Annotated in this window: 25 protein-coding genes; 12 read left to right on the top strand and 13 right to left on the bottom strand. The window is 66.7% G+C overall.

The window, feature by feature from the left end; genetic code table 11:
• Positions 1-82: 82 nt before the first annotated feature.
• Complete coding sequence (locus ASE64_RS09545; protein WP_055779245.1) at positions 83-2,371, top strand: ATP-binding protein; 2,289 nt, start codon at positions 83-85, stop codon at positions 2,369-2,371.
• 6 nt (positions 2,372-2,377) lie between these two features.
• On the opposite strand, the gene ASE64_RS09540 is transcribed toward ASE64_RS09545, so the two are convergent.
• The 5 genes from ASE64_RS09540 to ASE64_RS09520 all read right to left on the bottom strand — a co-directional run bounded on the left by ASE64_RS09540 (position 2,378) and on the right by ASE64_RS09520 (position 6,127).
• On the bottom strand, positions 2,378-3,067 hold the full coding sequence (locus tag ASE64_RS09540; protein WP_082466053.1) for a Crp/Fnr family transcriptional regulator: 690 nt from the start codon (positions 3,065-3,067) through the stop codon (positions 2,378-2,380).
• A 133-nt stretch (positions 3,068-3,200) separates the two neighbouring features.
• Positions 3,201-3,485 carry a DUF6510 family protein gene (locus ASE64_RS09535; RefSeq protein ID WP_055779238.1) on the bottom strand — a complete coding sequence of 95 codons (285 nt, stop codon included), beginning with the start codon at positions 3,483-3,485 and terminating at the stop codon, positions 3,201-3,203.
• A gap of 1 nt (position 3,486) precedes the next feature.
• A complete protein-coding gene (locus tag ASE64_RS09530; RefSeq protein WP_326939483.1) occupies positions 3,487-4,212 on the bottom strand; it encodes a ferredoxin reductase in 726 nt (241 codons plus the stop codon).
• Positions 4,212-4,805 (bottom strand): sulfite oxidase-like oxidoreductase, encoded by a 594-nt coding sequence (locus ASE64_RS09525; RefSeq protein ID WP_055779236.1) that lies wholly within the window; start codon positions 4,803-4,805, stop codon positions 4,212-4,214. The genes ASE64_RS09530 and ASE64_RS09525 overlap by 1 nt, the downstream gene beginning before the upstream one ends.
• 89 nt (positions 4,806-4,894) lie before the next feature.
• Positions 4,895-6,127, bottom strand: a complete 1,233-nt coding sequence (locus ASE64_RS09520) for an MFS transporter (RefSeq protein ID WP_055779233.1) — start codon at positions 6,125-6,127, stop codon at positions 4,895-4,897.
• Between the two features lie 102 nt (positions 6,128-6,229).
• Here ASE64_RS09520 and ASE64_RS09515 point away from each other — a divergent pair, with 102 nt between their 5' ends.
• The 6 genes from ASE64_RS09515 (at position 6,230) to ASE64_RS09490 (ending at position 11,881) form a co-directional block, all read left to right on the top strand.
• A complete protein-coding gene (locus ASE64_RS09515; protein ID WP_055779231.1) occupies positions 6,230-7,276 on the top strand; it encodes a cupin domain-containing protein in 1,047 nt (348 codons plus the stop codon).
• A 57-nt stretch (positions 7,277-7,333) separates the two neighbouring features.
• Positions 7,334-7,618 (top strand): hypothetical protein, encoded by a 285-nt coding sequence (locus ASE64_RS09510; protein ID WP_055779228.1) that lies wholly within the window; start codon positions 7,334-7,336, stop codon positions 7,616-7,618.
• A gap of 67 nt (positions 7,619-7,685) precedes the next feature.
• A complete protein-coding gene (locus ASE64_RS09505; protein ID WP_235480556.1) occupies positions 7,686-9,020 on the top strand; it encodes a sensor histidine kinase in 1,335 nt (444 codons plus the stop codon).
• Positions 9,017-9,769: a response regulator gene (locus tag ASE64_RS09500; RefSeq protein ID WP_055779225.1), complete on the top strand. Its 753-nt coding sequence runs from the start codon at positions 9,017-9,019 to the stop codon at positions 9,767-9,769. Before ASE64_RS09505 ends, ASE64_RS09500 begins: the two co-directional genes overlap by 4 nt.
• Positions 9,770-9,902: 133 nt before the next feature.
• Complete coding sequence (locus ASE64_RS09495; protein WP_055779222.1) at positions 9,903-10,787, top strand: ABC transporter ATP-binding protein; 885 nt, start codon at positions 9,903-9,905, stop codon at positions 10,785-10,787.
• A complete protein-coding gene (locus ASE64_RS09490; RefSeq protein ID WP_055779220.1) occupies positions 10,784-11,881 on the top strand; it encodes an ABC transporter permease in 1,098 nt (365 codons plus the stop codon). The genes ASE64_RS09495 and ASE64_RS09490 overlap by 4 nt, the downstream gene beginning before the upstream one ends.
• Here the strand turns inward: ASE64_RS09490 and ASE64_RS09485 are convergent.
• From ASE64_RS09485 to ASE64_RS09465, 5 genes are all read right to left on the bottom strand, one after another.
• Complete coding sequence (locus tag ASE64_RS09485; RefSeq protein WP_055779217.1) at positions 11,878-13,083, bottom strand: ADP-dependent glucokinase/phosphofructokinase; 1,206 nt, start codon at positions 13,081-13,083, stop codon at positions 11,878-11,880. The genes ASE64_RS09490 and ASE64_RS09485 overlap by 4 nt on opposite strands.
• A 40-nt stretch (positions 13,084-13,123) precedes the next feature.
• On the bottom strand, positions 13,124-13,984 hold the full coding sequence (locus ASE64_RS09480) for a ketose-bisphosphate aldolase (protein WP_055779214.1): 861 nt from the start codon (positions 13,982-13,984) through the stop codon (positions 13,124-13,126).
• Positions 13,985-14,033: 49 nt separating this feature from the next.
• The gene (locus tag ASE64_RS09475; RefSeq protein WP_082466049.1) at positions 14,034-14,951 is read right to left on the bottom strand and encodes a carbohydrate ABC transporter permease; all 918 of its coding nucleotides are present in this window, start codon (positions 14,949-14,951) and stop codon (positions 14,034-14,036) included.
• A gap of 1 nt (position 14,952) precedes the next feature.
• On the bottom strand, positions 14,953-15,888 hold the full coding sequence (locus ASE64_RS09470) for a carbohydrate ABC transporter permease (protein WP_235480555.1): 936 nt from the start codon (positions 15,886-15,888) through the stop codon (positions 14,953-14,955).
• 102 nt (positions 15,889-15,990) lie between these two features.
• A complete protein-coding gene (locus ASE64_RS09465; protein ID WP_055779211.1) occupies positions 15,991-17,280 on the bottom strand; it encodes an ABC transporter substrate-binding protein in 1,290 nt (429 codons plus the stop codon).
• A gap of 203 nt (positions 17,281-17,483) precedes the next feature.
• Here ASE64_RS09465 and ASE64_RS09460 point away from each other — a divergent pair, with 203 nt between their 5' ends.
• From ASE64_RS09460 to bla, 3 genes are all read left to right on the top strand, one after another.
• The gene (locus ASE64_RS09460; RefSeq protein ID WP_055779914.1) at positions 17,484-18,329 is read left to right on the top strand and encodes a DeoR/GlpR family DNA-binding transcription regulator; all 846 of its coding nucleotides are present in this window, start codon (positions 17,484-17,486) and stop codon (positions 18,327-18,329) included.
• Positions 18,330-18,333: 4 nt separating this feature from the next.
• Positions 18,334-18,741 (top strand): nitroreductase/quinone reductase family protein, encoded by a 408-nt coding sequence (locus tag ASE64_RS09455; RefSeq protein WP_055779209.1) that lies wholly within the window; start codon positions 18,334-18,336, stop codon positions 18,739-18,741.
• Positions 18,742-18,802: 61 nt separating this feature from the next.
• Positions 18,803-19,747 (top strand): class A beta-lactamase, encoded by a 945-nt coding sequence (gene bla, locus ASE64_RS09450; RefSeq protein ID WP_200920172.1) that lies wholly within the window; start codon positions 18,803-18,805, stop codon positions 19,745-19,747.
• Positions 19,748-19,753: 6 nt separating this feature from the next.
• On the opposite strand, the gene ASE64_RS09445 is transcribed toward bla, so the two are convergent.
• Positions 19,754-20,422: a histidine phosphatase family protein gene (locus ASE64_RS09445; RefSeq protein ID WP_235480554.1), complete on the bottom strand. Its 669-nt coding sequence runs from the start codon at positions 20,420-20,422 to the stop codon at positions 19,754-19,756.
• Positions 20,423-20,477: 55 nt separating this feature from the next.
• Here ASE64_RS09445 and fdhA point away from each other — a divergent pair, with 55 nt between their 5' ends.
• Positions 20,478-21,689, top strand: a complete 1,212-nt coding sequence (fdhA, locus tag ASE64_RS09440) for a formaldehyde dehydrogenase, glutathione-independent (protein WP_055779203.1) — start codon at positions 20,478-20,480, stop codon at positions 21,687-21,689.
• Positions 21,690-21,777: 88 nt separating this feature from the next.
• Positions 21,778-22,965, top strand: a complete 1,188-nt coding sequence (locus ASE64_RS09435) for an LLM class flavin-dependent oxidoreductase (protein ID WP_055779909.1) — start codon at positions 21,778-21,780, stop codon at positions 22,963-22,965.
• Between the two features lie 65 nt (positions 22,966-23,030).
• Here ASE64_RS09435 and ASE64_RS09430 read toward each other — a convergent pair whose 3' ends face one another.
• Together ASE64_RS09430 and fdhD are read right to left on the bottom strand one after the other, a co-directional pair.
• Positions 23,031-25,334, bottom strand: coding sequence for an FdhF/YdeP family oxidoreductase (locus ASE64_RS09430; protein WP_055779200.1), 2,304 nt, complete (start codon positions 25,332-25,334; stop codon positions 23,031-23,033).
• Positions 25,331-26,212 (bottom strand): formate dehydrogenase accessory sulfurtransferase FdhD, encoded by an 882-nt coding sequence (fdhD, locus tag ASE64_RS09425; protein WP_055779198.1) that lies wholly within the window; start codon positions 26,210-26,212, stop codon positions 25,331-25,333. The genes ASE64_RS09430 and fdhD overlap by 4 nt, the downstream gene beginning before the upstream one ends.
• Positions 26,213-26,301 lie beyond the last annotated feature (89 nt).

Below are 26,301 nucleotides of genomic sequence, written 5' to 3'. Positions count from 1 at the left end.
CGTAGCTCGGACGAACCTCACCAGGCACAGTGCAGATACGAGGTGTAATGTCTGCGACTGCCGCGTGCCTAAAATGAGGGGCATGTGGTCACACGCCGATTCAGGGAGCGCCGGTCCCACGGCGAGCCCGGATCGAGGAGCGTCGCCGGAATCCGGTGTCCGCATCTGCGCGTCCTGCTCCACGCGATCGACCGACGCGGCGAATTTCTGCTCGCAGTGCGGCGCGGCGCTGCCGACCGACACGGAGCCGCCGCGGGCCGAGCGGCGCTACACCAGCATCCTGTTCGCCGACCTCGTCGGCTTCACCGAACTCGCCGAGCGCACCGACGCCGAAGACGTGCGCGAGCTGCTCTCGGGATACTTCGCCCTCTGCCGCACCACCATCGAGTCTCTCGGCGGGGTGGTCGAGAAGTTCATCGGCGACGCGGTGATGGCCGTCTGGGGCGCCACCCGCACCCGTGAAGACGACGCGGAACGCGCCGTTCGGGCGGCCCTCGAGCTGACGAGGGTGGTCGGCGACTACGGTCGGGCGTCTGCCCTGGGAGCGCTCGCCGTGCGCGTCGGCGTCGTCACCGATGAGGTCGCCGTGATGCTCGGCGCCGCCGGCGAGGGCATGGTCACCGGAGCCGCCGTCAACCTCGCCGCGCGCCTGCAGGCCGCGGCCGCGCCCGCGACAGTTCTGACCGACGCACACACCCGTACGCTCACCGTCGACCGCATCGACTTCGGGCGCGAGACGCGCGTCGACATCAAGGGCATCGCCGACGAGGTGTCGGCCTACCCGGCGCTGCGTGTCATCTCCGAGACGGGCTCGGGCGCCGCCCCCGCTGCCGAGATCCTCACCACCCTCGTCGGTCGTGACGCGGAGCGAGACGTGCTGATCGCATCCTTCGACCGCGTCGTCGCCACGGGTCGACCTCATCTGGCCGTGGTGTCGGCCGACGCCGGTGTGGGCAAGAGCCGCCTGGTGCTCGAACTGCGCGACCACCTCGACCACGTGCCCATGGCCATCATGTGGCACTCGGCGCGCTGCCTCTCGTATGGCGAGGGCGTCGCCTACTCCGCGCTGTCGTCGGCCGTGCGCTCGCGCATCGGAGCCGTCGAGGGGGAGGGTGAAGCGGTCGCCCTCGGTCGTCTGCGCACAAAACTGGTGAGTTGGACCTCGGCGGGAACCGCCGAGCCGGCGCACCTCGACTGGATGTGCGAGCGCCTGGCGCCGCTGCTCGGCGTCGACTCCGCGGGTGCGCCGCTGCTGAGTTCGGGCTCTGCCGAATACGGTCGTGATGAATTCTTCACGGCCTGGTCGCTCTGGTTCGAGCGCATGTCCGCCGGCGAGAACGCCCCGGTCGTCTGGGTGATCGAAGACGCGCACTGGGCCGACGACGGCCTGCTCGACTTCGTGCAGCACCTTCAGCGCGCCAACCCGTCTCCAGTTCTCATCGTGATCGTCACGCGCCCCGAGCTGCTCACGCGCCGCCCCGACCTCGGAGCGAGCGAGAGCACCACGGTGCTCGAACTCGGTCCGCTCGACGACGAATCGATCGTCGCGCTCATCGCGGGGCTCGCGCCCGAGCTGCCCCGCGACATCCTGCGTCTTCTCTCGGCGAGGGTCGGCGGGGTGCCGCTGTACGCGCGCGAGCTTCTGCGCAGTCTCGTCGATGACGGTCTGCTGCACGACACGGCCTCCGGTCTGCGACTGGCCTCCGGTGTCAGTGCAGACACGCTCGCGGTCGCGGAGCCGCCCGCCAGCTTGAGGGTGCTCATCGCGTCACGCCTCGACTCCCTCGAGCCGGGCGCGCGGCTCGTGGCCCAGCTCGCCTCGGTGCTCGGCTTCTCGTTCTCGATGCCCGCCCTGGCTGCCGTCTCGCGGCGTGCAGCGGGCGAGCTCGCCGGCGATGTCTCGACGCTCGAGACCCGCGGCATCCTGATCTCGATCACCGACCCGCTGTCGTCGGAGCGCGGGCAGTACGTGTTCAGCCACCCGCTCATCCGGCAGGTGGCCTACGAGATGCAGTCGCGCCGATCACGCAGCGATCGTCACCTCGCCACGGTCGAGTTCCTCGAGTCCTCGTCAGACGAGGGCTCGAGGTCTGCGGCGGTCATCGCCCAGCACCTCGTCGACGCGCTGCAGCTGCAGACCGCGCCCTCCGCATCCACCGAGTCTGCGGCGCGACGTGCCGTGCACTGGCTGCTCGCCGCCGCCGATTCGGCGCGCCGGCTGGGGGCCGCGAGTGCGGCTCGTCGCCTCTACGAGCAGGCCATCGACGTGTGGCCGCTGGCGAACCCGGCCGGTCGCGATGCCGACGGCAGAACGGTGCGCGATCTCGAGGAGCTCGCGCGCGAGGTCGTCTCGACCTCGGTCACGGGCTGACCGCTGTTACGAGCCGACGTAGCTCTTCAGCGCCGCGACATCGGTGAGGGTCACGCGCCGGCCGTCGACCGTGATGCGTCCGTCTCGGGTGAGGGTGCGCAGCGCCGTATTGAGCGACTGCCGTGCCACGCCGAGCTGTGCGGCGATGCCGGCCTGACTCATCGGCAACTCGACGCTGACCTGGTTCGCATCGTGGCGCCACTCGGGGATGTAGGTCAGCAGAAGCTTCGCCAGCCGCCTCGGCAGGTCGAGGAACACGAGGTCGCTCTGCGTTCCCGTGAGTCGACGCACGATCGAGGCGAGCTCTTCGACCACCGACATCAGGGCCTCGGGCGAGCTCGTCAACAGGCTCCGGATGCGATCGGCCGGCACCGCGATCACCTCGGCATCGTCGATCGACTCGGCCGTCGCCGAGCGTGCGAGGCCGTCCATCACCGACAGGTCTCCGATGGTTCCCCCGCCGTCGACGACGGAGAGACCGAGCTCGGTGCCCTCGGGCGAGCGCCGCGCGATGCGGATGCGCCCCGAACGCACGATGTAGAAGTGCGCGCTGGCCGTGCCCTCCTCGAACAGCAGTTCACCGCGGCTGAGGCTCACGACGAAGCTCTCCGCGGCGAGAGAATCGAGTTGCTCGTCGCTGAACGGCGCCATCAGTGATGCGCCGCGCAGGTCGTAGATCGTTACTGCGGAGGCCATTGAGGCAGGGTACCAGCGCTGATCGGCGTATCCGCGCCGCTGGGGAGCATCGGCGCCTGGTCGACCGGCAGCGGATGCGCCGAAATGGCGCGGATGCCTCGAGGCTGCCGGCGGCTGCCCGGCGGCTGCGTCGCTACGCGGTGCTCAGGCTCTTGAGGCCCGCGAACTCCAGGTACTGTCGGCCGGCGCGGCTGAGGTACGTGACCAGGGTGTGCCCGCAGGTGCGGCAGAGCAGGATCACGCCGTCGTCGTCACGTTCGACGATCGCCTCGCTCAGGGGGCCCGCAGAACCGCAGTGCCGGCACGTGCCGACTGCGGTGGTGATGTCGAGGCGCAGGATCTCGCCGAGCGGGCCCGCGGCCGCGTTGCCATCGACCCGGGTCACGGGCACGTTCACCTGATGCGCGTGCTCGGGCATGTCATTTGCCTCCAAATCGCTCGGTCTTGATGCGCTCGGCAGGATGCCCGAGGTCGACGAGGATGCGCGCGACCGCCTCGACGAAACCGGTCGGCCCGCAGACGTAGACGAGCGGGTTCTCGGCGACGGGCAGGGTGGATGCCTCGATGTCGACACGCGTGATCCGCCCCGCTGGGCGCGCCCAGCCTTCGGGCGCAGTGCGGGTGTAGACCCAGTCCAGGGCGAAGCTGTCGTTGACGAGTCTCTCGAGCTCTGACGCGTAGTACGCGTCCTCCGGCGCCCGAACCGAGTACAGCATCCGGAATTTCGCGGCGCTCGCGGCGGCCTGATGAGCCCGGGCAATCGACACGAGCGGAACGATTCCCGAACCTCCCGCGATGAGCTGCACGGGCTCGGTCTGCGATTCTCTCCAGACGAAGAAGTTGCCGAGCGGCCCCCGCACCTCGAGCATGTCGCCCGGCTCGACGTCGTCGACCAGGTACGGCGAGACCTCGCCATCGGGAAGCATGTCGACGGCGAGCTCGACGCTGGTGCCGTCGCCGAACGAGGCGATCGAGTACGAGCGCACGGCCTGGTAGCCGTCTTCGGCTGTGAGGCGCAGATCGAGGTGCTGCCCGGCGAGGTTGCCGGGCCACTCGGGCACGTCGAGAACGAGGACTCGGCCCTGCGGCGTGACACGCATGGCCCGGGCCACCGTTGCGACCAGCCAGCCGGCGACGATCGCCACTACCAGTACCGCTGCTCTTTCCAGGGGTCGCCGTACATGTTGTAGCCGTTCTGCTCCCAGAATCCCGGGTCGTCGTCGGAGTGCATGCGGATGCCGTGCACCCACTTCGCGCTCTTCCAGAAGTAGAGGTGGGGAACGAGAAGACGAGCGGGCCCGCCGTGTTCGGGGTCGAGCGGCTCGCCGTCGAACTCGAACGCGATCCACGCCTTGCCATCGAGAAGGTCTTCGAGCGGCACGTTCGTCGTGTAGCCGCCGTACGACTCGATCATCGTGTATGCATCCGACGTCTCGATGTCGGCGAAGAGGGTGTCGAGCGATACTCCGCGCCAGGTGGTGCCGAGCTTCGACCAGCGGGTCACGCAATGGATGTCGGTGTGCACGTCCTCGATGGGCAGAGCCATGAGCTCGTCCCAGCTCCAGGTCGTCACGGCACCGGACTCGGTGGTGATGCTGAAGCTCCAGTCGGCGGTGTCGATGCGGGGCGTGGGCCCCGCCGACAGAACGGGAAAGTCTTCGGTGAGGTACTGGCCCGGGGGAAGCTCCGGGTCGGACTCGCGCCTGCGAGCCCCGAAACCTCGGGAGAAGACTGCCATGGTGTGCTCCTTTGTGAAGTGGTCGGATGGATCGCGAACGCCTGTATCGATTCTGCCCTAAACGCTCCCGGTGGCGCGGACAAACCCCTCTACTGCGTCGATGGGGCTTTCGCCTGCACAGAGGCGCGAGCCCGACGACGCATCAGGGTTCCGGCGGTGACCGTGGCCGCGAGCACGATCGCTACGAAGACGAGCAGCACGGGCGTCGCGGGCTCGAACGCGAGGGCCGCACCGACGATGAGAACGGGCAGTGCGAGACCCGCGTAGGCCACGAGGAAGATGAGGGCGAGCGTCTCGCCCTTGCGCTTCGGATCGGCGAGCGAGACCGCGGTGCCGATCGCCCCTTTGAACAGCAGGCCGACGCCGAGGCCCGCGACGATGCCGCCCCCGATGAACAGCACGATCTGCGGCAGCACGGCTCCGAGAGCCACCAGCACGAGGCCTGTGCTGCACGCCGCGATGGCGATGGTGAACTGCCGGTGCACGGCGACCGGGGTGAGAAGGATCTGCCCGGCGGCCGCGGCAGCGAAGACGGCGAACGAGGTGGCCCCGGCGAGCAGGTGGTCGCCGGCCTGGAAGGTCACGACGAGGAAAGTCGGGGCCAGCGAGGTGAAGAGCCCGAAGACGGCGAAGCCGGAGAAGGCACCGAACGCCGCGATGATGAACGGCCGCTTCGCGCCTTCGGGAACCGAGAGCTTCTGCGGGTGATACGAGGGGCGCTCGTCGGGAACGTCGACCGTCTCGGGTACGAGCATCAGGGCGACCGCGGCCACGATCAGAACGAAGAGGAAGACCAGGTGAGGCAGCATGAGGGGATCAGGCAGGAACTCGGCGAAGATGCCGCCGATGAGGGGCCCGAGCGACAGACCGCCCAGGTTGGCCGCACCCGACACGGATGCCGCCACCACCGCGTTCTCGTTGGGCCGGGCCGTGGCGCGCAGCTCTCCGAGGTGCGCCGTGGCGGTGGCCGTGAGCATGCCGATGCTCGCGCCGTTGATGAGGCGGGCGACGATGAACCCGGGAACCTCGGGAAAGAGCAGGAAGAGGACCGCAGACAGGGCGGAGATGAGGACCGCCACCACGAGCACTCGACGGCGACCGAGCCAGTCGCTCACATGGCCCGCGAGATACAGGCTCACGATCACGCCCACCGCGTAGGCGGCGAAGATCATGGTGATGACGAATGCCGGAAAGCCGTCACGCTGCTGATACAGCGGGTACAGCGGAGTGGGCACGGTCGAGTACGCCATCACCAGCAGAAAGGTGACGGCGACGATCCAGAAACCTGCACCGTGTCGAACGGTGGGGACGCGACGGGGCATGGACTCGACGCTACCGTCGGTGCCGACGATCCGACGGTCCCTCGGCCCGGTCTTCGACGAATGTCTAGTGCGGATACGTGCACGGACTCATACGTTCGAAGCATGACGAACCCCACCGGATCACGACATGTGAGGTCGCTGATCGACGGCGAATCTCAGCACGACAGCGAGCTCGGGTCGATCACGCGCCTCACCGCAGACACCTTCCCGATACTGAAGGGACTGTCGATCAAGCGTCTGCTGCTGCAACCCGGCAGCATCCGGGAGCCGCACTGGCACGCCAACGCCGACGAGATCGGCTACTGCCTCAGTGGCAGCGTGCTCATCTCGATCCTCGACAACGGCAGCAGCTTCTCGTCGTTCACGATCGAGTCGGGCCAGATGTTCGTGATCGACTCGGGCTCGCTGCACCACATCGAGAACATCGGTGACGACGAGGCCGAGATCGTGGTGGTGTTCTCGCACGAGAGGCCCGAGGACTTCTCGCTCCAGGCCGCCTTCGGCACGATGTCGGATGCCGTGCTCGGCAACACCTACGACCTCGAGGCATCCGAATTCACGCCTCTCGTGCGCGACACGACATCGCGCGACATCGTCAAGCGCTCGGGGTCGGCGGTCGTTCCCGACACGGCGGGCTTCAACAACCCGCACAAGTTCGACGTCGAAGCGCAGAATCCGCCGCTGCAGCACCCGTACGCGTTCGTGAAGCTTGCTCGCAGCCAGTTCTGGCCGGCGCTCGAGCACCTCTCGATGTACTCGCTGACCATCGAGGACACCGGCATGCGGGAGCCGCACTGGCACCCCAAGACCGCCGAGATGGGCTACGTGCACAAGGGCAACGCGCGCATGTCGATCCTCGACCCCGACGGCACGGTCGACACCTATCTGCTCGGGCCCGGCGATGTGTACTTCATCCCCAAGGCCTATCCGCACCAGATCGAGGTCATCGGCGACGAGGAGATCCATTTTCTGATCTTCTTCGACCAGCCCACCCCGGGCGATATCGGCTATCGGGCGTCGGTGTCGGCGTTCTCGCGACCGGTGCTCGCCGCCACGTTCAGCGTCGACGAGGCCACGCTGCCGGCGTTCCCGTTCACGCCCACAGACCCGCTGCTCGTGGCCAAGAGCAACCCCAGCGACCCCGTGTGATCGGGCGGCCGTCCGGCCGCACGCATCCGAAGACCCTCGAGAGAAAGCAGCACCACCATGACCGACGCCACCGAACCCCTGCACGTGAGCCAGCATCACCGCACGACGCTCGAGCACATCGAGCGCCACCCCACCACGCACAACCTCGAGTGGAACGACGTGATCGGCCTCCTCGACGAGATCGCCGACGTGCGCGAGGAGCACGATGGAAAGTTCGTCGTCAAGCTGGGGGAGGGGCGCATCGTCCTGACGAAGCCCAAGCACAAAGACGTCGACGAGCAGATGGTGCTCGACCTGCGTCACCTGCTGCACAACGCGGGATACAACTCCGAGAAGAAGTAGTCGCAGCGGCGGCACCTCCCTCCGCAGACGGAGGTGCCGCGGCGCGGCATTCGCTAGCGTGGGTGCCGTGACCAACAGCAGGGTGGATGCGCTCGACGACGGATGGCTGCGCCCTCGACCGTCGCGGCGTGAGTATCGCGCCGACGTCATTCTGGCGATCGTCATCTTCGCGCTCAGCCTCGGCAGCCTCGAGCTCTACGACTCGGCAGGGTTCTACCCCGACCCGGCTCCGCCCTGGCTCGGCGTCATCATGGTCTTCCTGCAGAGCGGATGCCTCGCGTGGCGACGCCGCTTTCCGGTCTGGGTACTCATTGTCAGCGCGGTCGTCTTCATGGGCGTGCAGATTCTGCAGGTGCCCGAGGTGCTCTTCAGCAATATCGCCTTCTTCATCGCGATGTACACGGTGGGGGCGTGGAGCGGCCACCGGCGTCGCGCGATGGTCTCCCGGGTCATCGTGATCGTCGCCATGTTCGTCTGGCTGTTCTCGGCACTGCTCGGCACGGCGTTCGCGCAGGCCGTCGCCGATATGGATGTCGTCGGTTCGGTCACTCCGGCGCTCGCGATCGGCCTCGTGACGGTTGTGCAGAATCTTCTCTACTTCGGGGGCGCCTACTACTTCGGAAACCGCGCGTGGACGGCGGCCCGCGAGAGGGCGGCGCTGCAAGACCGCACCGACCAGCTCGCCGAGGAGCGCGAACGCACCGCCGCGCAGGCCGTGTCGCTCGAGCGCCTGCGCATCGCCCGCGAGCTCCACGACGTCGTCGCGCACCACGTGTCGGTCATGGGAGTCCAAGCGGGCGCCGCCCGCCGGGTGCTCCAGCGCGACCCGCAGCAGGCCGCCGAGTCGCTCTCGGCCATCGAGTCGAGCGCGCGCGAGGCCGTCGACGAGTTGCATCGAATGCTCACCACGCTGCGCGACGACAGCAGCCCGAGCGGCGATGCGTCCGGGCCCGCAGACGAGCCGAGTACGCACGGGGTCGAGCAGCTCCACGACCTGCTCGACGACGCGCGATCGGCGGGACTCGCGGCTCAGCTGACCGTGGTCGGCGAGCCTCGACCACTGTCGGCGCTGGTCTCGATCACCCTGTATCGCGTGGTGCAGGAGGCGATCACGAATGCCATCAAGCACGCGGGCACGTCGGCCGCCATCGACGTGAGGCTGCGTTACCGTGACCTGTCTGTCGAGGTGGAGGTCACCGACTCCGGGGGCACGCCGAAGCGCGGCGCCGGTCAGGGCTCGGGGCTCGGCATCGTGGGCATGCGCGAGCGCCTCTCGGCCGTGGGCGGCACGCTCGAGGCCGGACCTCGCACGCGCGGCGGGTACCTGGTGCGCGCCGACATCCCCGCCGGGGCCGCGCCCGCGACGGCCACGACGACACTCACCGAGAGCGGGGCACGATGACAGTCACGATCGAGCGATCCGATCGTCGCGACGATGAAGAGATCAGGGTGTTGCTCGTCGACGACCAGGACCTGCTGCGCAGCGGCATCCGCATCATTCTCGAGAGCGAGCCGGGCATCGTGGTGGTGGGCGAGGCCCGCGACGGCCACGGCGCCCTCGAGCGCATCAAGCAGCTCTCTCCCGACGTCGTCTGCCTCGACGTGCAGATGCCCGGCATGGACGGCCTCACCGCGACGCGCCTGATCACGGCCCTTGAGAATCCCCCCGCCGTACTCGTCCTCACCACCTTCGACCGCGACGACTATCTCTTCGCGGCGCTCGAGGGCGGAGCCAGCGGCTTCCTGCTCAAGAACAGCACGCCGGAACAGCTCGTCGACGCGGTTCAGATCGTCGCGCGCGGCGACGCCCTGCTGAGCCCGGATGTGACGCGACGCGTCATCGAGCGCTTCGCACAGCGCGACGGCGGACCGGTCGCCGCGTCGACGAATTCAGATGCGGCGGGTGCGGCCGACGCGGAGGCGGCACACAGCGCGGCCGCGATGGTCGCCGAGCTCACCGCACGGGAGCGCGACGTTCTGGACTTCGTCGCGCGCGGGATGAGCAACGCCGAGATCGCGGCGGCGCTGTTCCTGGGCGAGGCCACGGTGAAGACCCACGTGTCGAAGGTGCTGCAGAAGCTCGGCGTACGAGATCGCATCCAGGCCGTGGTGTTCGCCTACGAGCACGGCATCGCGGTGCCCCGCCAGTAGGCACAGCGGCGGCGACTCTCCTCTCCACCTCGGGGAGGAGAACGGGTCGGAGGCGCGAGCACACGCGCCCGCCTCGCGGGGGATGTGGCCTCGTGGACGCGTGCATAGCGTTGAGGCGACGGAAGGATCCTCCATGCTGCAGATCGACGGTGTCACCAAGCGATACGGCGACCGCACCGCCCTCGACGAGGTGAGCTTCGAGGTCGGCGACGGCCGGCTCACCGGTTTCGTGGGCGGCAACGGGGCCGGCAAGACCACGACCATGCGCATCATCCTGGGCGTGCTCAGCGCCGACTCGGGAGTCGTGCGCCTGGGCGGCTCGGTTCTGGGGCCGGCCGATCGCCGCCGTTTCGGATACATGCCCGAGGAGCGCGGGCTCTACGCCAAGATGAAGGTCGCCGAACAGCTCGTCTACCTGGCCCGCCTGCACGGTGTCTCTCGGCGCGACGCCGAGGCGAGCACCACCGATCTGCTCGAACGGCTCGAACTGGCCGAGCGCCGCGACGACACCGTCGAGAGCCTGTCGCTCGGAAACCAGCAGCGCGCGCAGATCGCCGCCGCGCTCGTGCACTCGCCCGAGGTGCTCATCCTCGACGAGCCCTTCTCCGGTCTCGACCCGATGGCCGTCGAGACGGTGCTCGGCGTGCTGCACGACGTCGCGAAGCAGGGCGCGCCCGTGCTGTTCTCGTCTCACCAGCTCGACGTCGTCGAGCGGCTCTGCGACGACGTCGTCGTGATCGCGAACGGCCGCATCAGGGCGAGTGGATCGAAGCAGAAGCTGCACGACGACAACGCGGTGCGTCAGTTCGAGCTGCTCGTCGCATCCGACGCCGCGTGGGTGCGGGAGATGCCGGGTGTCACCGTTCTCGACTTCGACGGCGGCTATGCGCTCTTCGAGGCCGACGATGACGAGGTCGCGCAGGGAGTGCTGCGGCGGGCGCTGCAGCTGGGTCCGGTCGCGAGCTTCGCGCCGAGACATCGATCGCTCACCGAGATCTTCACGGAGGTCGTGAAATGATCATCGCCGACACGAGAGCCAACACCTTCGCTCAGAGCGCCGCGCTCGTCGCCGACCGCGAGGTGCGGATGCGCCTGCGCAGCAAGGCCTTCATCATCTCGTCCGTGATCCTGCTGCTCGCGGTCATCGCCTCGATCGTCGCCGGCAGCATCGTCGGCGCATCGGCCTCGAACGAGACGACCCGCGTGGCCGTGGTCGGCGACTCCCGACCGTTCGCGCAGGTGCCGTCGCTCGAGATCACGGAGGCTGGCAGCGTCGCCGACGCCGAGCAGCTCGTGCGCGACGGGGATGTCGCCGCCGCGATCGTTCCGGGCGACGGGCCCACGGGCATCCGGGTTCTGGCCCTCGACGAGGCGCCCGGCGACCTCGTTCAACTGCTCAGCGCCAGCCCCGAGGTCACGCTGCTCGAGCCTGCCGACCAGAACTCCGGGCTCGCCTACCTCGTGGGGCTCGGCTTCGGAATCGTGTTCTTCATGGCCGCGACCCTGTTCGGAACGACCATCGCGCAGAGCGTCGTCGAAGAGAAGTCGACCCGGGTGGTCGAGATCCTGATGTCGGCCATCTCGGCTCGCGCGCTGCTGGCGGGCAAAGTGATCGGCAACACGATCCTCGCGTTCGGTCAGATCGTGCTGATCGCCGCGGCGGCCATCGTGGGGCTGATGGTCACCGGGCAGGATGCGCTGCTCGGCGACCTGGGGTCGGCGATCGTCTGGTTCGTGGTGTTCTTCGCCGTGGGCTTCGTGCTGCTGGCCGCGATGTTCGCGTCGGCCGCGGCGCTGGTCTCGCGTCAGGAGGACATCGGATCGGTGACCACGCCGGTGATGATGCTCGTGATGATCCCGTACTTCTTGATCGTGTTCGCGTGGGACAACGATCTGGTGCTCACGATCATGTCGTACGTGCCGTTCTCGGCCCCGATCGGCATGCCTATGCGCATCTATCTGGGAACGGCCGAGTGGTGGGAGCCGCTGCTGTCGCTCGTGGTCATTCTCGCGACGACCGTGCTGGTCGTGCTCTTCGGATCGAAGATCTACGCCAACTCGCTGCTGCGTACAGGTGCGCGCGTGAAGGTGCTCGAGGCGCTGCGCGGCTAGGTGCTGGGGGGCTGGGCGCGGCGGGCGATCGCCGCGATGAAGCCGCCGACGAACGTGTCGCCCAGGCCGATGGTGGTGGGCCGCGCGACCGTGAGCAGAAAAGCGGGCACACAGCAGACCTCGGCTCCGAGCCGTGCCTGGATGCCGAGGGCGAAGTCGGCGCCCAACGGATTGACCGGCAGGAGTCCCGTCTGCTCGTAGTTGCGCTCGGTGAAGCCGTCGCCGCGCACATAGCGTGTGCTGGCCATCTGGATCGCACCGCGAAGCGCATCCTCGTAGTCGGCGGCGCGCTCGCCCAGCGCGAGCGACCAGAACTTCGTGTGCACGACCAGCACAGCGGCGGGAATGAGCTCGTGGAGTTCGCCGAGCGCCGCAGCCATCACGTCGACGTCGAGCAGGTCGAGAGGCCTGCCGACATAGGCCTGCATCTCGTCTTCGTTCATGCTGTAGACGTCGATGCGATCGAGCAGGGCCTCGCGCACATGACGACTGAGCGCGGGCACGTGGAAGCCGGAGTCTTCGTAGAACACCAGCGCGTCGGCCGGCAGCCGGGTCAAGTGTCGACGCATGTCGTCGAGCCGCCGCACCAGCGACTCCTCGCTCTGCATGCTGTTGAACCCCGAGATCATGAACAGCTCGGCCCGTTCGAGGCTCGCCCCGAGATCGGCGCTGAGCACGAGCTCGGCATTCGGAGGATCGTTGGCGAAGATCACGCGGTTCGCGTGGGGTGAGCGGAGTTCGAGCTCGCCGATGCGCACGCGGCTGCCCTCGACGAACTGCACGATGAGGTGGGGGTCGAGCGTGTCGCGCTCGGCGCTCGAGATGTATGCCGAACCGCGGGGGAGGAGTCTGCGCACGTTGTCGTCGATGCTGACGAGGTGCAGCGTGCACGTGACTCCCACGGCCTCCATCGCGTAGGCCGCCCGCACGCCCGTTCCGCCGAGGGTGATGCGTTTGTCGAAACGGGCGGCGAACTGCTCGACGATGCGGGAGTAGGAGACGAATCTCTCTCCTCCCGCACCGTCTTTCACGAATGCCAGCAGGGCGATCACCAGATCGCGTTCGCTGCGGATCGCGATGAGGCGAGAGAGCTCGGAGGGCTGGATGGCGTACTCGATGACCAGGTCGTCGATCACCCGAGAGTCCCAGACGATCTCGTAGTCCACGGTTCCGCCGAGGCCCAGTACGAGCTTCTCATTCATCGTGTCGTCGCATTCCTTGGCTGACGGGTGGGGTCGTCGATCAGTACAGTGTGGCCTTTCCGGCCGCGCCGAACAGATCGATCTTCTGGGCGGCGGTCTCTTTCATGGCGGCGATCGACGGGGGCTGAATGGTGTTCGGCTCGCGCACGCTCGCGTCGGCCAGCACCTCGCGCATCTTGTTGTGGTAACTCGCCTTGATGTCGGATGAGATGTTGATCTTGTTGACTCCGAGCTTCACGGACTCGCCGATCTCGTTGTCGGGGTTGTTCGATCCGCCGTGCAGAACGAGGGGGATGTTGACCTTCGCCTTGATGCGCTTGAGCAGCTCGAGCTTGAGTTCGGGCTTCATGCTCGCCGGGTAGATGCCGTGGCTGGTGCCGATGGCGATGGCCAGGCTGTCGACTCCGGTGGCCTCGACGAACGTCACGGCCTCGTCGGGCTCGGTGTAGATGATGGATGCGGCCCCGTCTTCGGCCTCGTTGTCTGTCTTGCCGATGGTGCCGAGTTCTCCCTCGACCGAGACCCCCACGGCGTGTGCGGTGTCGACGACCCGCTTCGTGATGGCGATGTTCTCGTCGAACGGCAGCATCGAGCCGTCGATCATCACCGAGGTGAAGCCGCTCTGGATCGCGAGCAGCACCTGCTCGTAGCTCGCGCCGTGGTCGAGGTGGATGGTCACCGGAACGCTCGAGCGGTTCGCCCGAGCGATGATCGCGTGCAGCACGTCGGTGCCGATGTGGCTCAACTCGTCGGGGTGGATGGCGATGAGCAGCGGCGACTGCTTCTCTTCGCTGATCTCGAAGAGGCCGTTCATCATGGCGTAGTCGCTGACGTTGAAGGCCGGCACCGCGAAGTTGTTCGCGTTGGCGACGTCGAGAAGGTCTTTTCCGGAAACGAGCATTATGGGTTTTCTCCTTGTGTTGTGGTGCGGAAGGTCGGAAAGAAGGGGGTCAACTCTTGACGGCGCCGGCGGTCATGCCGCCGATGAAGTAGCGCTGGAAGAAGAGGAAGAGAATGAGCACGGGGATGCAGCCGAGGATGCTCATCGCCATCATTTCGTTCCACTCGTAGGAGTTCTGGCCCATGAGCAGCTGGATGCCGATGGGCACCGTGCGCATGTCCTCGGTGCGGGTCAGAGTGAGGGCGAACAGATACTCGTTCCACGCGATCATGAACGTGTAGACACCGACAGAGACGATGCCGGGAATCGAGATCGGCACGAGGATGCGCCAGAGCACGGTGAGCGGTCCGGCCCCGTCCATGCGGGCCGCCTCGTCGAGCTCCTTCGGCAGAGTGTTGAAGTAGCCGGTCATCATGATGATCGCGTAGGGAAGCGTGAACACCAGATAGGTGAGGATCAGGCCCTGATAGGTGTTGTAGAGACCGAGCACCACCATGAGGCCGAAGAACGGGATCAGCAGCGTGATGGGCGGAACGGCCTGGATGCTCACGATGATCATGTTGATCGGGCGCTTGCCCTTGAACTCGTATCGGCTGAATGCGTACGAGGCGAGGATGGCCACGAGCAGGGTGAGTGCCGTGACGGCCAGCGACACGACGTAGCTGTTGATGAAGAAGCGCACCTTCGTGGGATCGGTGAGGATCGTGATGTACGCGTCGAACGAGAAGTTCGAGGTGATCAGCTGCGGCGGGTAGGCGAAGATCTCGGTGTTCGGCTTGAACGAGCTCGAGGCCATCCAGATGATCGGGAAGGCGGCGAACGCCGCGCCGGTCAGCAGCAGCAGGATGATGACGACTTTCGCGAGTCGATCCTTCGGCCGGCGCCGCGGCTTCTGCGCGGGCGAGCGTCGTGCGCCATCCGGTGTCGTTCGAACGGCGGGGCTCTGTTTCTGGGCGAATGTCGTCATGTCAGTCACGCGCTTTCTGGTGACGCACGTAGAAGAACGCGAGCACCATGGTGAGGAGAAGGATGAGCACGGCGCTCGCGGAGGCGACGGAGAACTCGTAGCGGCTGAAGGCGAGCTTGTAGGTGTAGGTGCTGAGCATCTCCGTGACGTTCACGGGGCCTCCGCCGGTGGTCATCCAGATGAGGGCGAACTGCTGCGAGGTCCAGATGATGTCGAGCACGCTCATGCTGATGATGATCGGTTTGAGCTGCGGCAGGGTCACGTTCCAGAAACGCTGAAATGCGGATGCGCCGTCGACCCGGGCCGCCTCGTACAGATCTGCGGGCACGCCCTGCAGGCCGGCCAGCAGGGTGACCATGTAGAACGAGTAGCCGGCCCAGATGTTGATGAACGTCACGGCGAGCAGCGCTGTGTCGGGAGACGACAGCCACTCGATGCCCTTGTCGGTCAGGCCGAGGGAGATGAGGATGTAGTTGACGACCCCATTCGGGTTCAGCATCAGGCGCCAGAGCACCGCGATGATGGCCACCGTGAACAGCCACGGCAAGATGTAGACGACTCGGAAGAGCGCCTTGGTGACGTTGCCGACGAGCGGCGAGTTCAGCAGCATGGCGAAGCCGAGACCCAGCAGCAGGTGCGCTGCGACGCTGACCAGCGTGAAGAAGAGGGTGTTGCCGGTCGCGGTGCGGAAGACAGGGTCGCTCAGCACCTCGACGTAGTTGTCGATACCGACGAACACTGGGTTCTTGTTCGTGATCACGTTGTCCATGAACGAGTACCCGATGACCATGATCACCGGAATGAGCATGAGCACGAGCATCACGATGACGGTCGGCGAGAGGAATGCGTAGGGGGTCAGCTTGCGTGCGGTGGGGGCCCACCCGGAGGTGCGGCTCTTCGTGCTGCCAGGTCTGACGACGGTGTTGGTCGAGGCCACTGCAGAAGCCTTTCTGTGAGGGGTGGCCGCGCCGCGGGGTCTCCCTCTAAGAGGGGTCCGCGGCGCGGCCGTCAATCGACGGGTGGTTGTGAAGCGGGGAGGCTAGAACTCCCCGACCCACGCATCCTGAGCCTTCTTGAGGCCGTCGTCGACCGACTCGTCTCCCTGCAGAATCGCCTGCAGCTGCTCGTCGAAGAGACGCATCAGCTGCTCCGCGACGGGCAGTCCGACGAACTCGTTGGCGGGCTTGCCCTCGGAGTAGATGTCGAAGGCCTGCTTGAACAGCGGGTCGCTCGACGTGAAGTCGGGCACGCTCTTCGTGTTGCCGGGGAAGGCGTTCGCGAGGGTCGACAGCTCGGAGTTCGTCTTCTCGTTCATGAGGAACTGCACGAGCTTCCACGACTCCGCCGGGTGCTTGCTGCTGGCGGACACGCCCACACCCCACGACGCGTAGGGGATGCCGCGTTCGCCGGTGAAGCCGTCTTTCGCGGGAATGGCGGAGATGCTGAACTTGAGGTCGGGGTTCGACGTGCGGATCAGGTCGATGTGCGACAGAGAGTCGATCATCATGCCGACGCGACCGTTGGTGAACTCCTCGACCTTGTCCTGTTCCTTCATCGTGGCCGATCCGGGTGCGATGACTCCGGCGTCGTTCAGATCCTTGATGTACTTCACGGCTCCGGTGACGTCTTTGTTGGTCACGTCGGGCTTGCCGTCGTCCAGCATGGTTCCGCCCGACGACCAGACCCACGACATGACGTCGTTCTGGATGCCGTTGGGCGCCTCGCTCGAGAGCGGCAAGACCCATCCGCTCGTGTTGTCGCCGAGCGCCGTCACGGCTTTCGCCGCGGTCTCGAATTCGGTGCGGGTCGACGGTGGCGTGGTGATGCCGGCCTTCGCCAGCAGATCGTCGTTCGTGAAGAGCGGGTAGACGAAGTTGACCACCGGGATCATCTGGGTCTTGCCGTCGACCTTGATGGTGCTGGCGAGTTCGCTGTCGTCGTACTTGGCGTCTTTCATCAGGGTGCTGAGGTCGGCGAGTGCGCCCTGCTTGGCGAAGTCGCTGACCCATGCGCCGTCGAGGCCGACGACGTCGGACATCGTGCCCGCCGCCGCACCGGCGAAGAGCTGTTCTTTCGTCGAGGCATAGGGGCCGCTGAGGAGCTTGACCTTGATGCCAGGGTTCTCCGACTCGAAGGTGTCCATCAGCGTGCGCAGCGCGCCGTCGGGCAGCTCGGGTTCCCACCACTGGGCGAGCTCGATGGTGACATCGCCGCCGGAGGTGGAGGCGTCGCTTCCGGCGCCGGACGAGCAGCCGGTGATGAGGGTGAGGGCCGCGGCGGCGGCCACGGCTGTGGTGACGCCTCTTCTAAAACGAGCTTCTTTGCTCATGTCTCTCCTATGAGATGCGGGATCGTGCTGTTGAGTGCGCTTTTGTGCGCCTTATCGTTGTGACAGTAGTCCTATGCTGGGTTTAACGCAAGTAACCGCATTTGATTGCGTTCTTGTGCGGGATTCTGATAGCGCTAAGCACAAATGTCTCGCCGTCGGGCAGCGGCTTGCAGATTTCTGCGGTGTTCTGCTACAAATCAGACGTGGCCGACTCCTCCTATTCCCCAGACGGCGACGATCAACCTCTTCGGCTGCCGGCCGGACGCAAGGCGGATCTCGCCGCGTACGTCACCGAGGTGGGCGAGGTCACGGTGTCTGCGTTGGCCTCCCGATTCGGCGTCTCGGCCGATACGATCCGGAGAGATCTCGATCAGCTCGACGCTGACGGATTTCTCGTGCGAACGCACGGCGGGGCCGTGAGTATCGCGGTGATGCCGTCGACCGAGAAGAAGCTCGATGTGCGGCTTCGGCTGCAACGGTCGGCGAAGGAGAAGATCGGAGCCGTGGCTGCCGGCCTCGTCGAGAACGGCTCGGTCGTCATGATCAACGCCGGAACGACGACGCTCTCGGTGGTGAGGCATCTCGAAGACCACCGCGAGCTGACGATCGCGACCAACAATCTGCGTATTCCGACCGAGATCTCTCCCAAGGTGTGCCGAGACCTCTATGTGTTCGGCGGAGCCGTGAGGCTGAGCGGGCAGGCCACGATCGGCCCGATCGGGTTCCAGTTCTCGGATTCGGGGAACGACCTCGACCTTCACTGCGATCTCGCCCTCATCTCGGTGGGCGCGGTGTCTGCCGAGAGCGGGTTCTCCACGAGCAATCTGGCCGAGGCTCTCATGATGAGCGAGATGATCTCCCGCGCCACGAAGGTCGCCATCCTCGCCGACTCCACGAAGTTCGATCGTCGACTCTTCGCGCAGGTGGCCGATCTGGCCAGCGTCGACTATCTGGTCACAGACGCCGCCCCGCCGGCGGGGCTCGGCGAGGCGCTTCGCGAGAACGGCGTCGAGGTGCTTCTGCCACCGTCGCTCTCTGTCGCAGAATAGGAGCATGAGCAGCTTCAACGACCAGATCATCGAGGAGTTCCGCGCCAACGGCGGCCACGTCGAGACCGCCGGGTTCGGCGACAAGCTGATCTTGCTGCACACGCGGGGTGCGCGTACCGGCGAGGAGAGAGTGGTGCCGACGATGGCACTCCGCGACGAGGACTCCTGGCTCATCTACGCCTCGAAGGCCGGGGCGCCCGACAATCCGGCGTGGTACTTCAATCTGGTCCACGATCCCGACCTCACGATCGAGACCCCGCAGGGCGTGGTCGAGGTCACGGCTCGCGAGCTGCGCGGCGACGACCGTGACGCCGCGTGGGCTCAGGTCGTAGCCGCCGCTCCGGGGTTCGCCGACTATCAGGTGAAGGCGGGGTCGCGCCTCATTCCGGCGTTCAGGCTGACGCCTCGGTAGGTGCCGGGCGCAAGCCCCATGTGACAGCTCGCGGCAGGGCTGGCACACTCGATGAATGAGAATGAGCTCTCGCCTTGCGCGTCGCATCCGATCGGGTGGCCTTGTCGTCGCGGCTGGGGCGACCGTTCTCGTTCTCCTGGGCGGGTGTGCGGCGCCGCAGGTTCCGGCCGCCCCGCAGGCGACGTCGGCGCCCGCGGCCTCCCCGACTCCGACGATTCCGAGTGACCCTGCCCCCGCTTTCGCGCAGCTCGAGCAGGAGTTCGATGCCCGCATCGGCGTCTACGCACTCGACCCGCAGACCCGAGCCGAGGTCGCGTACCGGGCCGACGAGAGGTTCGCGTATGCGTCGACATTCAAGGCGCTCGCGGCCGGCATCCTGCTGAAGACGGTGCCCGACGACGAGCTCGACGAGATCGTCAGCTATGACTCGAGCGAGCTGCTGCCCAATTCTCCTGTCACCGAAGAGAACGTCGCCGACGGCATGACGCTGCGCGCGGTGGCCGAGGCCGCCGTGCGGTTCAGTGATAACACCGCGGGCAACATCATGCTCGAGCGTCTGGGCGGGCCGGAGGGGTTCACCCAGGCTCTGCGCGAGCTCGGCGATACCACCACCAGCTCCGACCGCGTCGAGACGGAGCTCAACAGCGCCATTCCGGGAGATCTGCGGGACACGACCACCCCGCGCGCGTTCGCGCTCGATCTCGCGACGCTGCTCACCACCGATGCGTTGGGTGCGGCCCAGCAGGCGCAGCTCATCGATTGGATGACCGGCAATGCCACCGGTGCCGAGTTGATCACCGCGGGTCTCGACGCCGGGTGGGCGGTCGCCGACAAGTCGGGTGCCGGGGCGTACGGCACGCGCAACGACATCGCGGTCCTGTGGCCTCCGAGCGGTTCACCGATCGTGCTCGTGGTGATGTCGAACCGTCCCACCGAAGACGCCGACTACGACAACGCTCTGATCTCCCGCGCGGCCGAGGCTACCCTGGCCGGCCTGGGCTACTGACCGGGGCTACGCGACCGGCTCGCCCTGCCAGGTCTCGACGTGCCATCCGGCGGCGGGGCTGCCGGTCAGCACCACGATCCCCGTATTGTCCAGGCCGTGCGTCGAGGTGAAGTCCGGCCCGAGGTTGTCGGCCCGGCCGGCCACCCACACGCGGATGGCGGCGTCGTGGTCGACGATCGCGACCGTGTCGCCATCCGGCCGATCGCTCGACGGGGTCTGGTGCGCCTGCCAGATCTCGGCGATGCCACGGTCGAAGCGCTCGAAGAAGTGGTCGCCACTGAAGCCGCCGGGAACGGCCGCCGTGAAGTCGCCCTGCGCCCAGACCCGGAACGGCTGCGCGTAAGCAGACATCGCCTCGAGGTCGGCGCGGTCTTCGAGGTCGCCCGCTTCGATCTCGTGGATGCCCTCGATCACCGAGACGGGCAGGCCCGTCGCGCGAGAGAGGGGCTCCGCCGTGAGTTGGGTTCGACGCAGGGTGGATGCGTAGAGGCCGTCGAGACGCACGTCGCGCAGGGCGTCGGGCAGCGCTTCGGCCTGCTCGCGGCCGCGGGCGGTGAGGTCGGGGCCGGGCTGCGTCGTCGACAGGATGCCCGACTCGTTCGCAGTGGACTCGGCGTGCCGTATGAGGAGGATCCGAATCGAGGAGTTTCCTGCTGAATTCCATGTGTGCGACATAGACTCACACTAGCGATGTCCCTCGTTTCGGGGCACACGATCAAAGGAGATCCGCATGGCATCAAACAGAGCAGTCGCATACAAAGGACCGGGCGAAGTCGAGGTCATCGACATCGACTATCCCGTCTTCGAGCTGAAGGACGGCCCCGGGGTGAACCCCGCGAACGTCGGACGCAAGGTGCCGCACGGGGCGATCATCAGAACGATCGCCACCAACATCTGCGGCTCCGATCAGCACATGGTTCGAGGCCGCACGACCGCTCCCGTGAATCTCGTTCTCGGCCACGAGATCACCGGCGAGGTCGTCGAGGTCGGCCCCGGGGTCGAGTTCATCAAGGTCGGCGACATCGTGAGCGTTCCCTTCAACATCGCCTGCGGTCGCTGTCGCAACTGCAAGGAGCGCAAGACGGGCATCTGCCTCAATGTGAATCCCGATCGACCCGGCAGCGCCTACGGCTACGTCGACATGGGCGGATGGGTCGGCGGCCAGGCCGAGTTCGTCCTCGTTCCGTACGCCGACTGGAACCTGCTGAAGTTCCCCGATCGCGACCAGGCCCTCGAGAAGATCATGGATCTGACGATGCTGTCCGATATCTTCCCGACCGGATTCCACGGCGCGGTCACGGCCGGCGTCGGAGTGGGCTCGACCGTGTACGTCGCCGGGGCCGGCCCCGTCGGCCTCGCGGCGGCGACGAGTGCGCTGCTTCTCGGGGCGGCGGCGGTGATCGTGGGCGACTTCAACGACGATCGCCTGGCGCAGGCGCGCAGCTTCGGATGCGAGACGGTCAACCTGGGTGCCGGCGAGCTCGTCGACCAGATCGAGCAGATCCTCGGCGTTCCCGAGGTCGACTGCGGCGTCGACGCCGTTGGCTTCGAGGCCAGAGGGCACGGCGGCGGTGAGGCTCCTGCGACGGTGCTGAACTCGCTGATGGATGTGACCGCGGCCGGAGGTGCGCTGGGTATTCCGGGGCTCTACGTCACGGGTGACCCGGGCGGGGTCGACGAGGCGGCGCAGAAGGGCTCGCTCAGCCTGAGCCTCGGCACCGGATGGGCCAAGTCGCTGTCGTTCACCACGGGTCAGTGCCCCGTGATGAAGTACAACTACGGCCTCATGCAGGCGATCCTGCACGACCGCGTGCACATCGCCAAGAACGTCAACGCCAAGGCGATCACGCTCGACGACGCGCCGCGCGGCTACGCGGAGTTCGACGCGGGGGCGGCCACGAAGTACGTGCTCAACCCGAACGGCTACCTCGACGCGGCGTAGCTGAGGTGGGGCGGGAATAACCCCGCCCCACCCCACGTTCTCACTCACATATATGCAAACGCATAGAAAAGTTTAGGAGTGAGTGAACATGCAGTTCGGAATCTTCAGCGTCGGAGACGTCACGACGGACCCGACCACCGGGAAGACCCCCAGCGACACCGAGCGCACCAAGGCCATGATCGCCATCGCCGAGCATGCCGACCAGGCCGGGCTCGACGTCTTCGCCGCCGGTGAGCACCACAATCCGCCGTTCATGACATCGTCGCCCACGACGATGCTCGGCTATCTGGCCGGCACCACAAAGAACATCGTGCTCTCCACGGCGACCACGCTCATCACCACAAACGACCCCGTGAAGATCGCCGAAGACTATGCGATGCTCCAGGTCATCAGCGACGGCCGTATGGACCTCATGATGGGCCGTGGCAACACCGGCCCGGTCTACCCCTGGTTCGGCAAGGACATCCGCAAGGGCCTCGAGCTCGCGACAGAGAACTACGCGCTGCTTCGCCGCCTCTGGGAGGAAGACGTGGTCGACTGGGCGGGCAACTTCCGCACGCCGCTGCAGGGCTTCACCTCGACGCCTCGCCCCCTCGACGGAGTCGCCCCGTTCGTCTGGCACGGATCGATCCGCACGCCGCAGATCGCCGAGCAGGCCGCGTATTACGGCGACGGCTTCTTCCACAACAACATCTTCTGGCCGATCCAGCACACCGAGCAGATGGTCAAGCTCTACCGCAGCCGTTACGAGAACTACGGCCACGGCCGCGCCGACCAGGCGATCGTCGGTCTCGGCGGGCAGTTCTTCGCCCGCAAGAACTCGCAGGCCGCGAAAGACGAGTTCCGCCCGTACTTCGACAACGCGCCCGTCTACGGACACGGCCCGTCGATGGAGGACTTCACCGCGCAGACCCCGCTCACCGTGGGATCGCCGCAGGAGGTCATCGACCGCTACGCCACGATGCGCGAGCACGTGGGCGACTACCAGCGCCAGCTGTTCCTCATCGACCACGCCGGCCTGCCGCTGAAGACGGTGCTCGAGCAGATCGACATCCTCGCCGAGGACATCGTTCCCGCGCTCCGCACCATCAACGAGGCGGCCCGTCCGGCGCACGTTCCGAGCAACCCGCCGAGCCACGCCGAGCGCGTCGCCGCGGCCCTCGCGAAGGGCGCCGTCGCATCCACCCACGTCGACGGCGAAGACGTGTGGACCGGCCTCACGGCTGAGGGCGGCACGAAGCCGCTCGCCAAGGCGGGCGCGGCCTTCGGCCTGTAAGACGTCGCCGTTCCCTGAGCTTGTCGAAGGGCAGCCCCTTCGACAAGCTCAGGGAACGGTCCGGTTCACTCGACCAGCGCGGGCTGGGCCGCTGGAACGAGGCGCACCACGACGGCCTTCGAGACCGGGGTGTTGCTCTCGTCGGTCACCGAGTCGAGCGGCACCAGCACGTTGGCCTCGGGGTAGTACGCCGCCGCGCATCCTCTGGCGCTCGGATACGACACGACCCGATACGAGCGCAGAACGCGCTCGATGCCGTCGTTCCAGTCGCTGAACACGTCGACGAGCTGTCCGTCTTCCAGGCCGAGCTCGTCGAGGTCGAGCGGGTTCACGAACACCACGCTGCGGCCCTTCTTGATTCCGCGGTAGCGATCGTTGAGGCTGTAGATCGTGGTGTTGTACTGGTCGTGGGCGCGCAGCGTCTGCAACAGCAGAGTGCCCTCCGGTCGCACGACCGGTTCGAGATGGTTCACCGTGATCATCGCCCTGCCCGTGAGCGTGTCGAAGGTGCGGCTGTCTCGCGGCCCATTCGGCAGCACGAACCCGTTGATATTGCGGATGCGCTCGTTGAAGTTCTCGAAGCCGGGAACGACGTTGGCGATGTGGTCGCGGATCAGATCGTAGTTCGCCTCGAAACCGGCCCAGTCGATGGGCGAGTCTTCTCCGAGAACGGCACGCGCGAGTCGGGTCACGATCGCGATCTCAGACAAGACGTGGTTCGAGATCGGATCGACCTTGCCGTTCGACGCGTGCACGGCGCAGACCGTGTCTTCGACGCTCACGAACTGCAGACCCGACGCCTGCCGATCGAGCTCGGTGCGCCCCTTCGTGGGAAGGATGAGAGCCTCCTCGCCGATCACCGCGTGCGAACGGTTGAGCTTGGTCGAGACCTGAACCGTGAGCCGGGTACCCCGCATCGCTTTCTCGGCTACCTGGCTGTCTGAGATGGCGGCCACGAGGTTGCCGCCCATCGCAAACCACACCTTGATGTCGCCACGGGCCATCGCCTTCATGGAATTGACCGCGTCGAGGCCGTGCTTGCGGGGCGGGTCGAAGCCGAACTCCGCCTGCAGCGCGTTCATGAACGCATCCGGCATCTTCTCCCAGATGCCCATCGTGCGGTCACCCTGCACGTTGCTGTGACCCCGGATGGGCGACGCCCCCGCACCCGGCTTGCCCATGTTGCCGCGAAGCAGCAGCAGGTTCACGATCTCTTTGATCGTGCCGACGGCCTTCTTCTGCTGTGTGATGCCCATGGCCCACGTGATGATCACGCGGTCGGCTTTGATGTAGCGCTCGGCCAGTTCGTCGATGTCTGATGCCGTGAGGCCGGTCGCCTCGAGGACCTCGGCCTCGTCGAGGTTCTCGATGTGCGCCATGAACTCCTCGAGACCGGAGCAGTGCTCCGCCAGGAATTCGTGGTCCAGAACCGTTCCCGGTGCCTTGCGTTCGGCATCCAGAACCCGCTTCGAGAGGGCCTGCATCAGCGCCATGTCGCCGCCGAGCCGGATGTGCACGAACTGGTCGGCGATCTTCGTGCCGTGACCGACGATGCCGCGCGGCCGCTGCGGGTTCTTGTAACGCATGAGTCCCGCCTCGGGCAGCGGATTGATCGCGACGATCTTGGCGCCCTTGCGCTTGGCGTCTTCGAGAGCAGTGAGCATGCGCGGGTGGTTCGTGCCCGGGTTCTGGCCCATCACGATGATCAGGTCGGTGTCTTCGAAATCGTCGTAGGCGATTGTGGACTTGCCCACGCCGAGGGTCTCGCCCATGGCGGTACCGGTGGACTCGTGGCACATGTTGGAGCAGTCGGGCAGGTTGTTCGTGCCGAACGCACGCACGAAGAGCTGATAGGCGAAGGCCGTCTCATTGGCGGTGCGGCCGCTCGTGTAGAAGGCCGCCTCGTCGGGGGAGTCCAGCTCGTTCAGACGCTCGGCGATGATCGCGAACGCCTTCTCCCAGCTCACCGGCTCGTAGTGGTTCTTGCCCGCCGGCTTGTAGACGGGCTCGACGAGTCGCCCCTGCATTCCGAGCCAGTGCTCGCTGCGGGTCAGCAGGTCGTCGATGGAGTGCTGCCCCCAGAAACTGCGCGGAACCGCGATGGGAGTGGCCTCCCACGTGACCGCCTTGGCGCCGTTCTCGCAGAACTCGGCAGCCTTTCGGCGGTCGGGGTCTGGCCAGGCGCAACTCGGGCAGTCGTAGCCGTCTTTCTGGTTGAGGCCGAGCATCAGCTTCGCCGTGCGGGCCACGCCCATGCCCTCGATCGCGGGCACCATCGAGTGCACGATGCCGGGCACTCCGACGGCCCACGTCTCGCGTTCTCCGACCTCGAGCTGGCTGTCGTCTTCGCGGGGCGGGATGGTGGTCATGCGACACCGATGCTTTCACTGGGGACGTTCTCGACAGGGGGGAGGTCGGATTCGAGGATGCGCTCGGCGCGGGAGTAGATGACCATGGAATCGCCGCGGAGGAAGCCGACGAGCGTGATGCCGAGTTCGCTCGCGAGTTCCGCGGCGAGAGACGACGGTGCCGAGACCGCGGCGAGCATCGGGATGCCGGCCATGGAGGCCTTCTGCATCAGCTCGAAGCTCGCGCGGCCGGAGACCATGAGCACGGTTCCGCGCAACGGCAGGAGGTTCTCGCGCGTCGCCCAGCCGATCACCTTGTCGACCGCGTTGTGTCGACCCACGTCTTCGCGCAGCACGAGCAGCTCGCCGGTCGTGCCGTCGAAGAGCGCTGCGGCGTGCAGTCCGCCGGTCTTGTCGAACACGTCCTGCTGCTCGCGAAGCCGATCGGGGAACGTCGTGAGCAACGATGCCTCGATGCGGAGGGCATCCGACTCGCTCGTGTACGCCGAGGTCGTGCGCACGGCGTCGATCGACGCCTTGCCGCAGAGCCCGCACGAACTCGTGGTGAAGAAGTTGCGCTGCAGACTCGGATCGGGCGGGGCGACGCCCGGCGCGAGCGTGACGTCGAGCACGTTGTAGGTGTTCATGCCGTCGTCGTCTGTGCCCGCGCAGTAGCGGGCGGCGGCGAAGTGCTCTCCACTCGAGATCACGCCCTCGGAGACGAGAAAGCCCGCCGCCAGGTCGATGTCGTTGCCCGGGGTGCGCATCGTGATCGCGAGCGACTGGCCGCCCACCCTGATCTCGAGCGGCTCCTCGGCGGCGAGCACGTCTTCACGCACCCTCTTGCTGCCCCCGACCGTGAGGCGGGTGACGCGACGACGTACGGTGATTCTGCCCATACAGTCAGGCTTATCACCGATTCTCCGCTGCCGACAGGGCTGGCCGGGGCCTGGCAGAGGATCGTCGGGTCGATGCCCGGTCGTAGGCT

The organism is Agreia sp. Leaf210, assembly GCF_001421485.1.
Classification (GTDB): domain Bacteria; phylum Actinomycetota; class Actinomycetes; order Actinomycetales; family Microbacteriaceae; genus Agreia.
The sequence above is the reverse complement of the archived record's forward strand: the minus strand, read 5'-3'. Positions and strand labels throughout refer to the sequence as shown.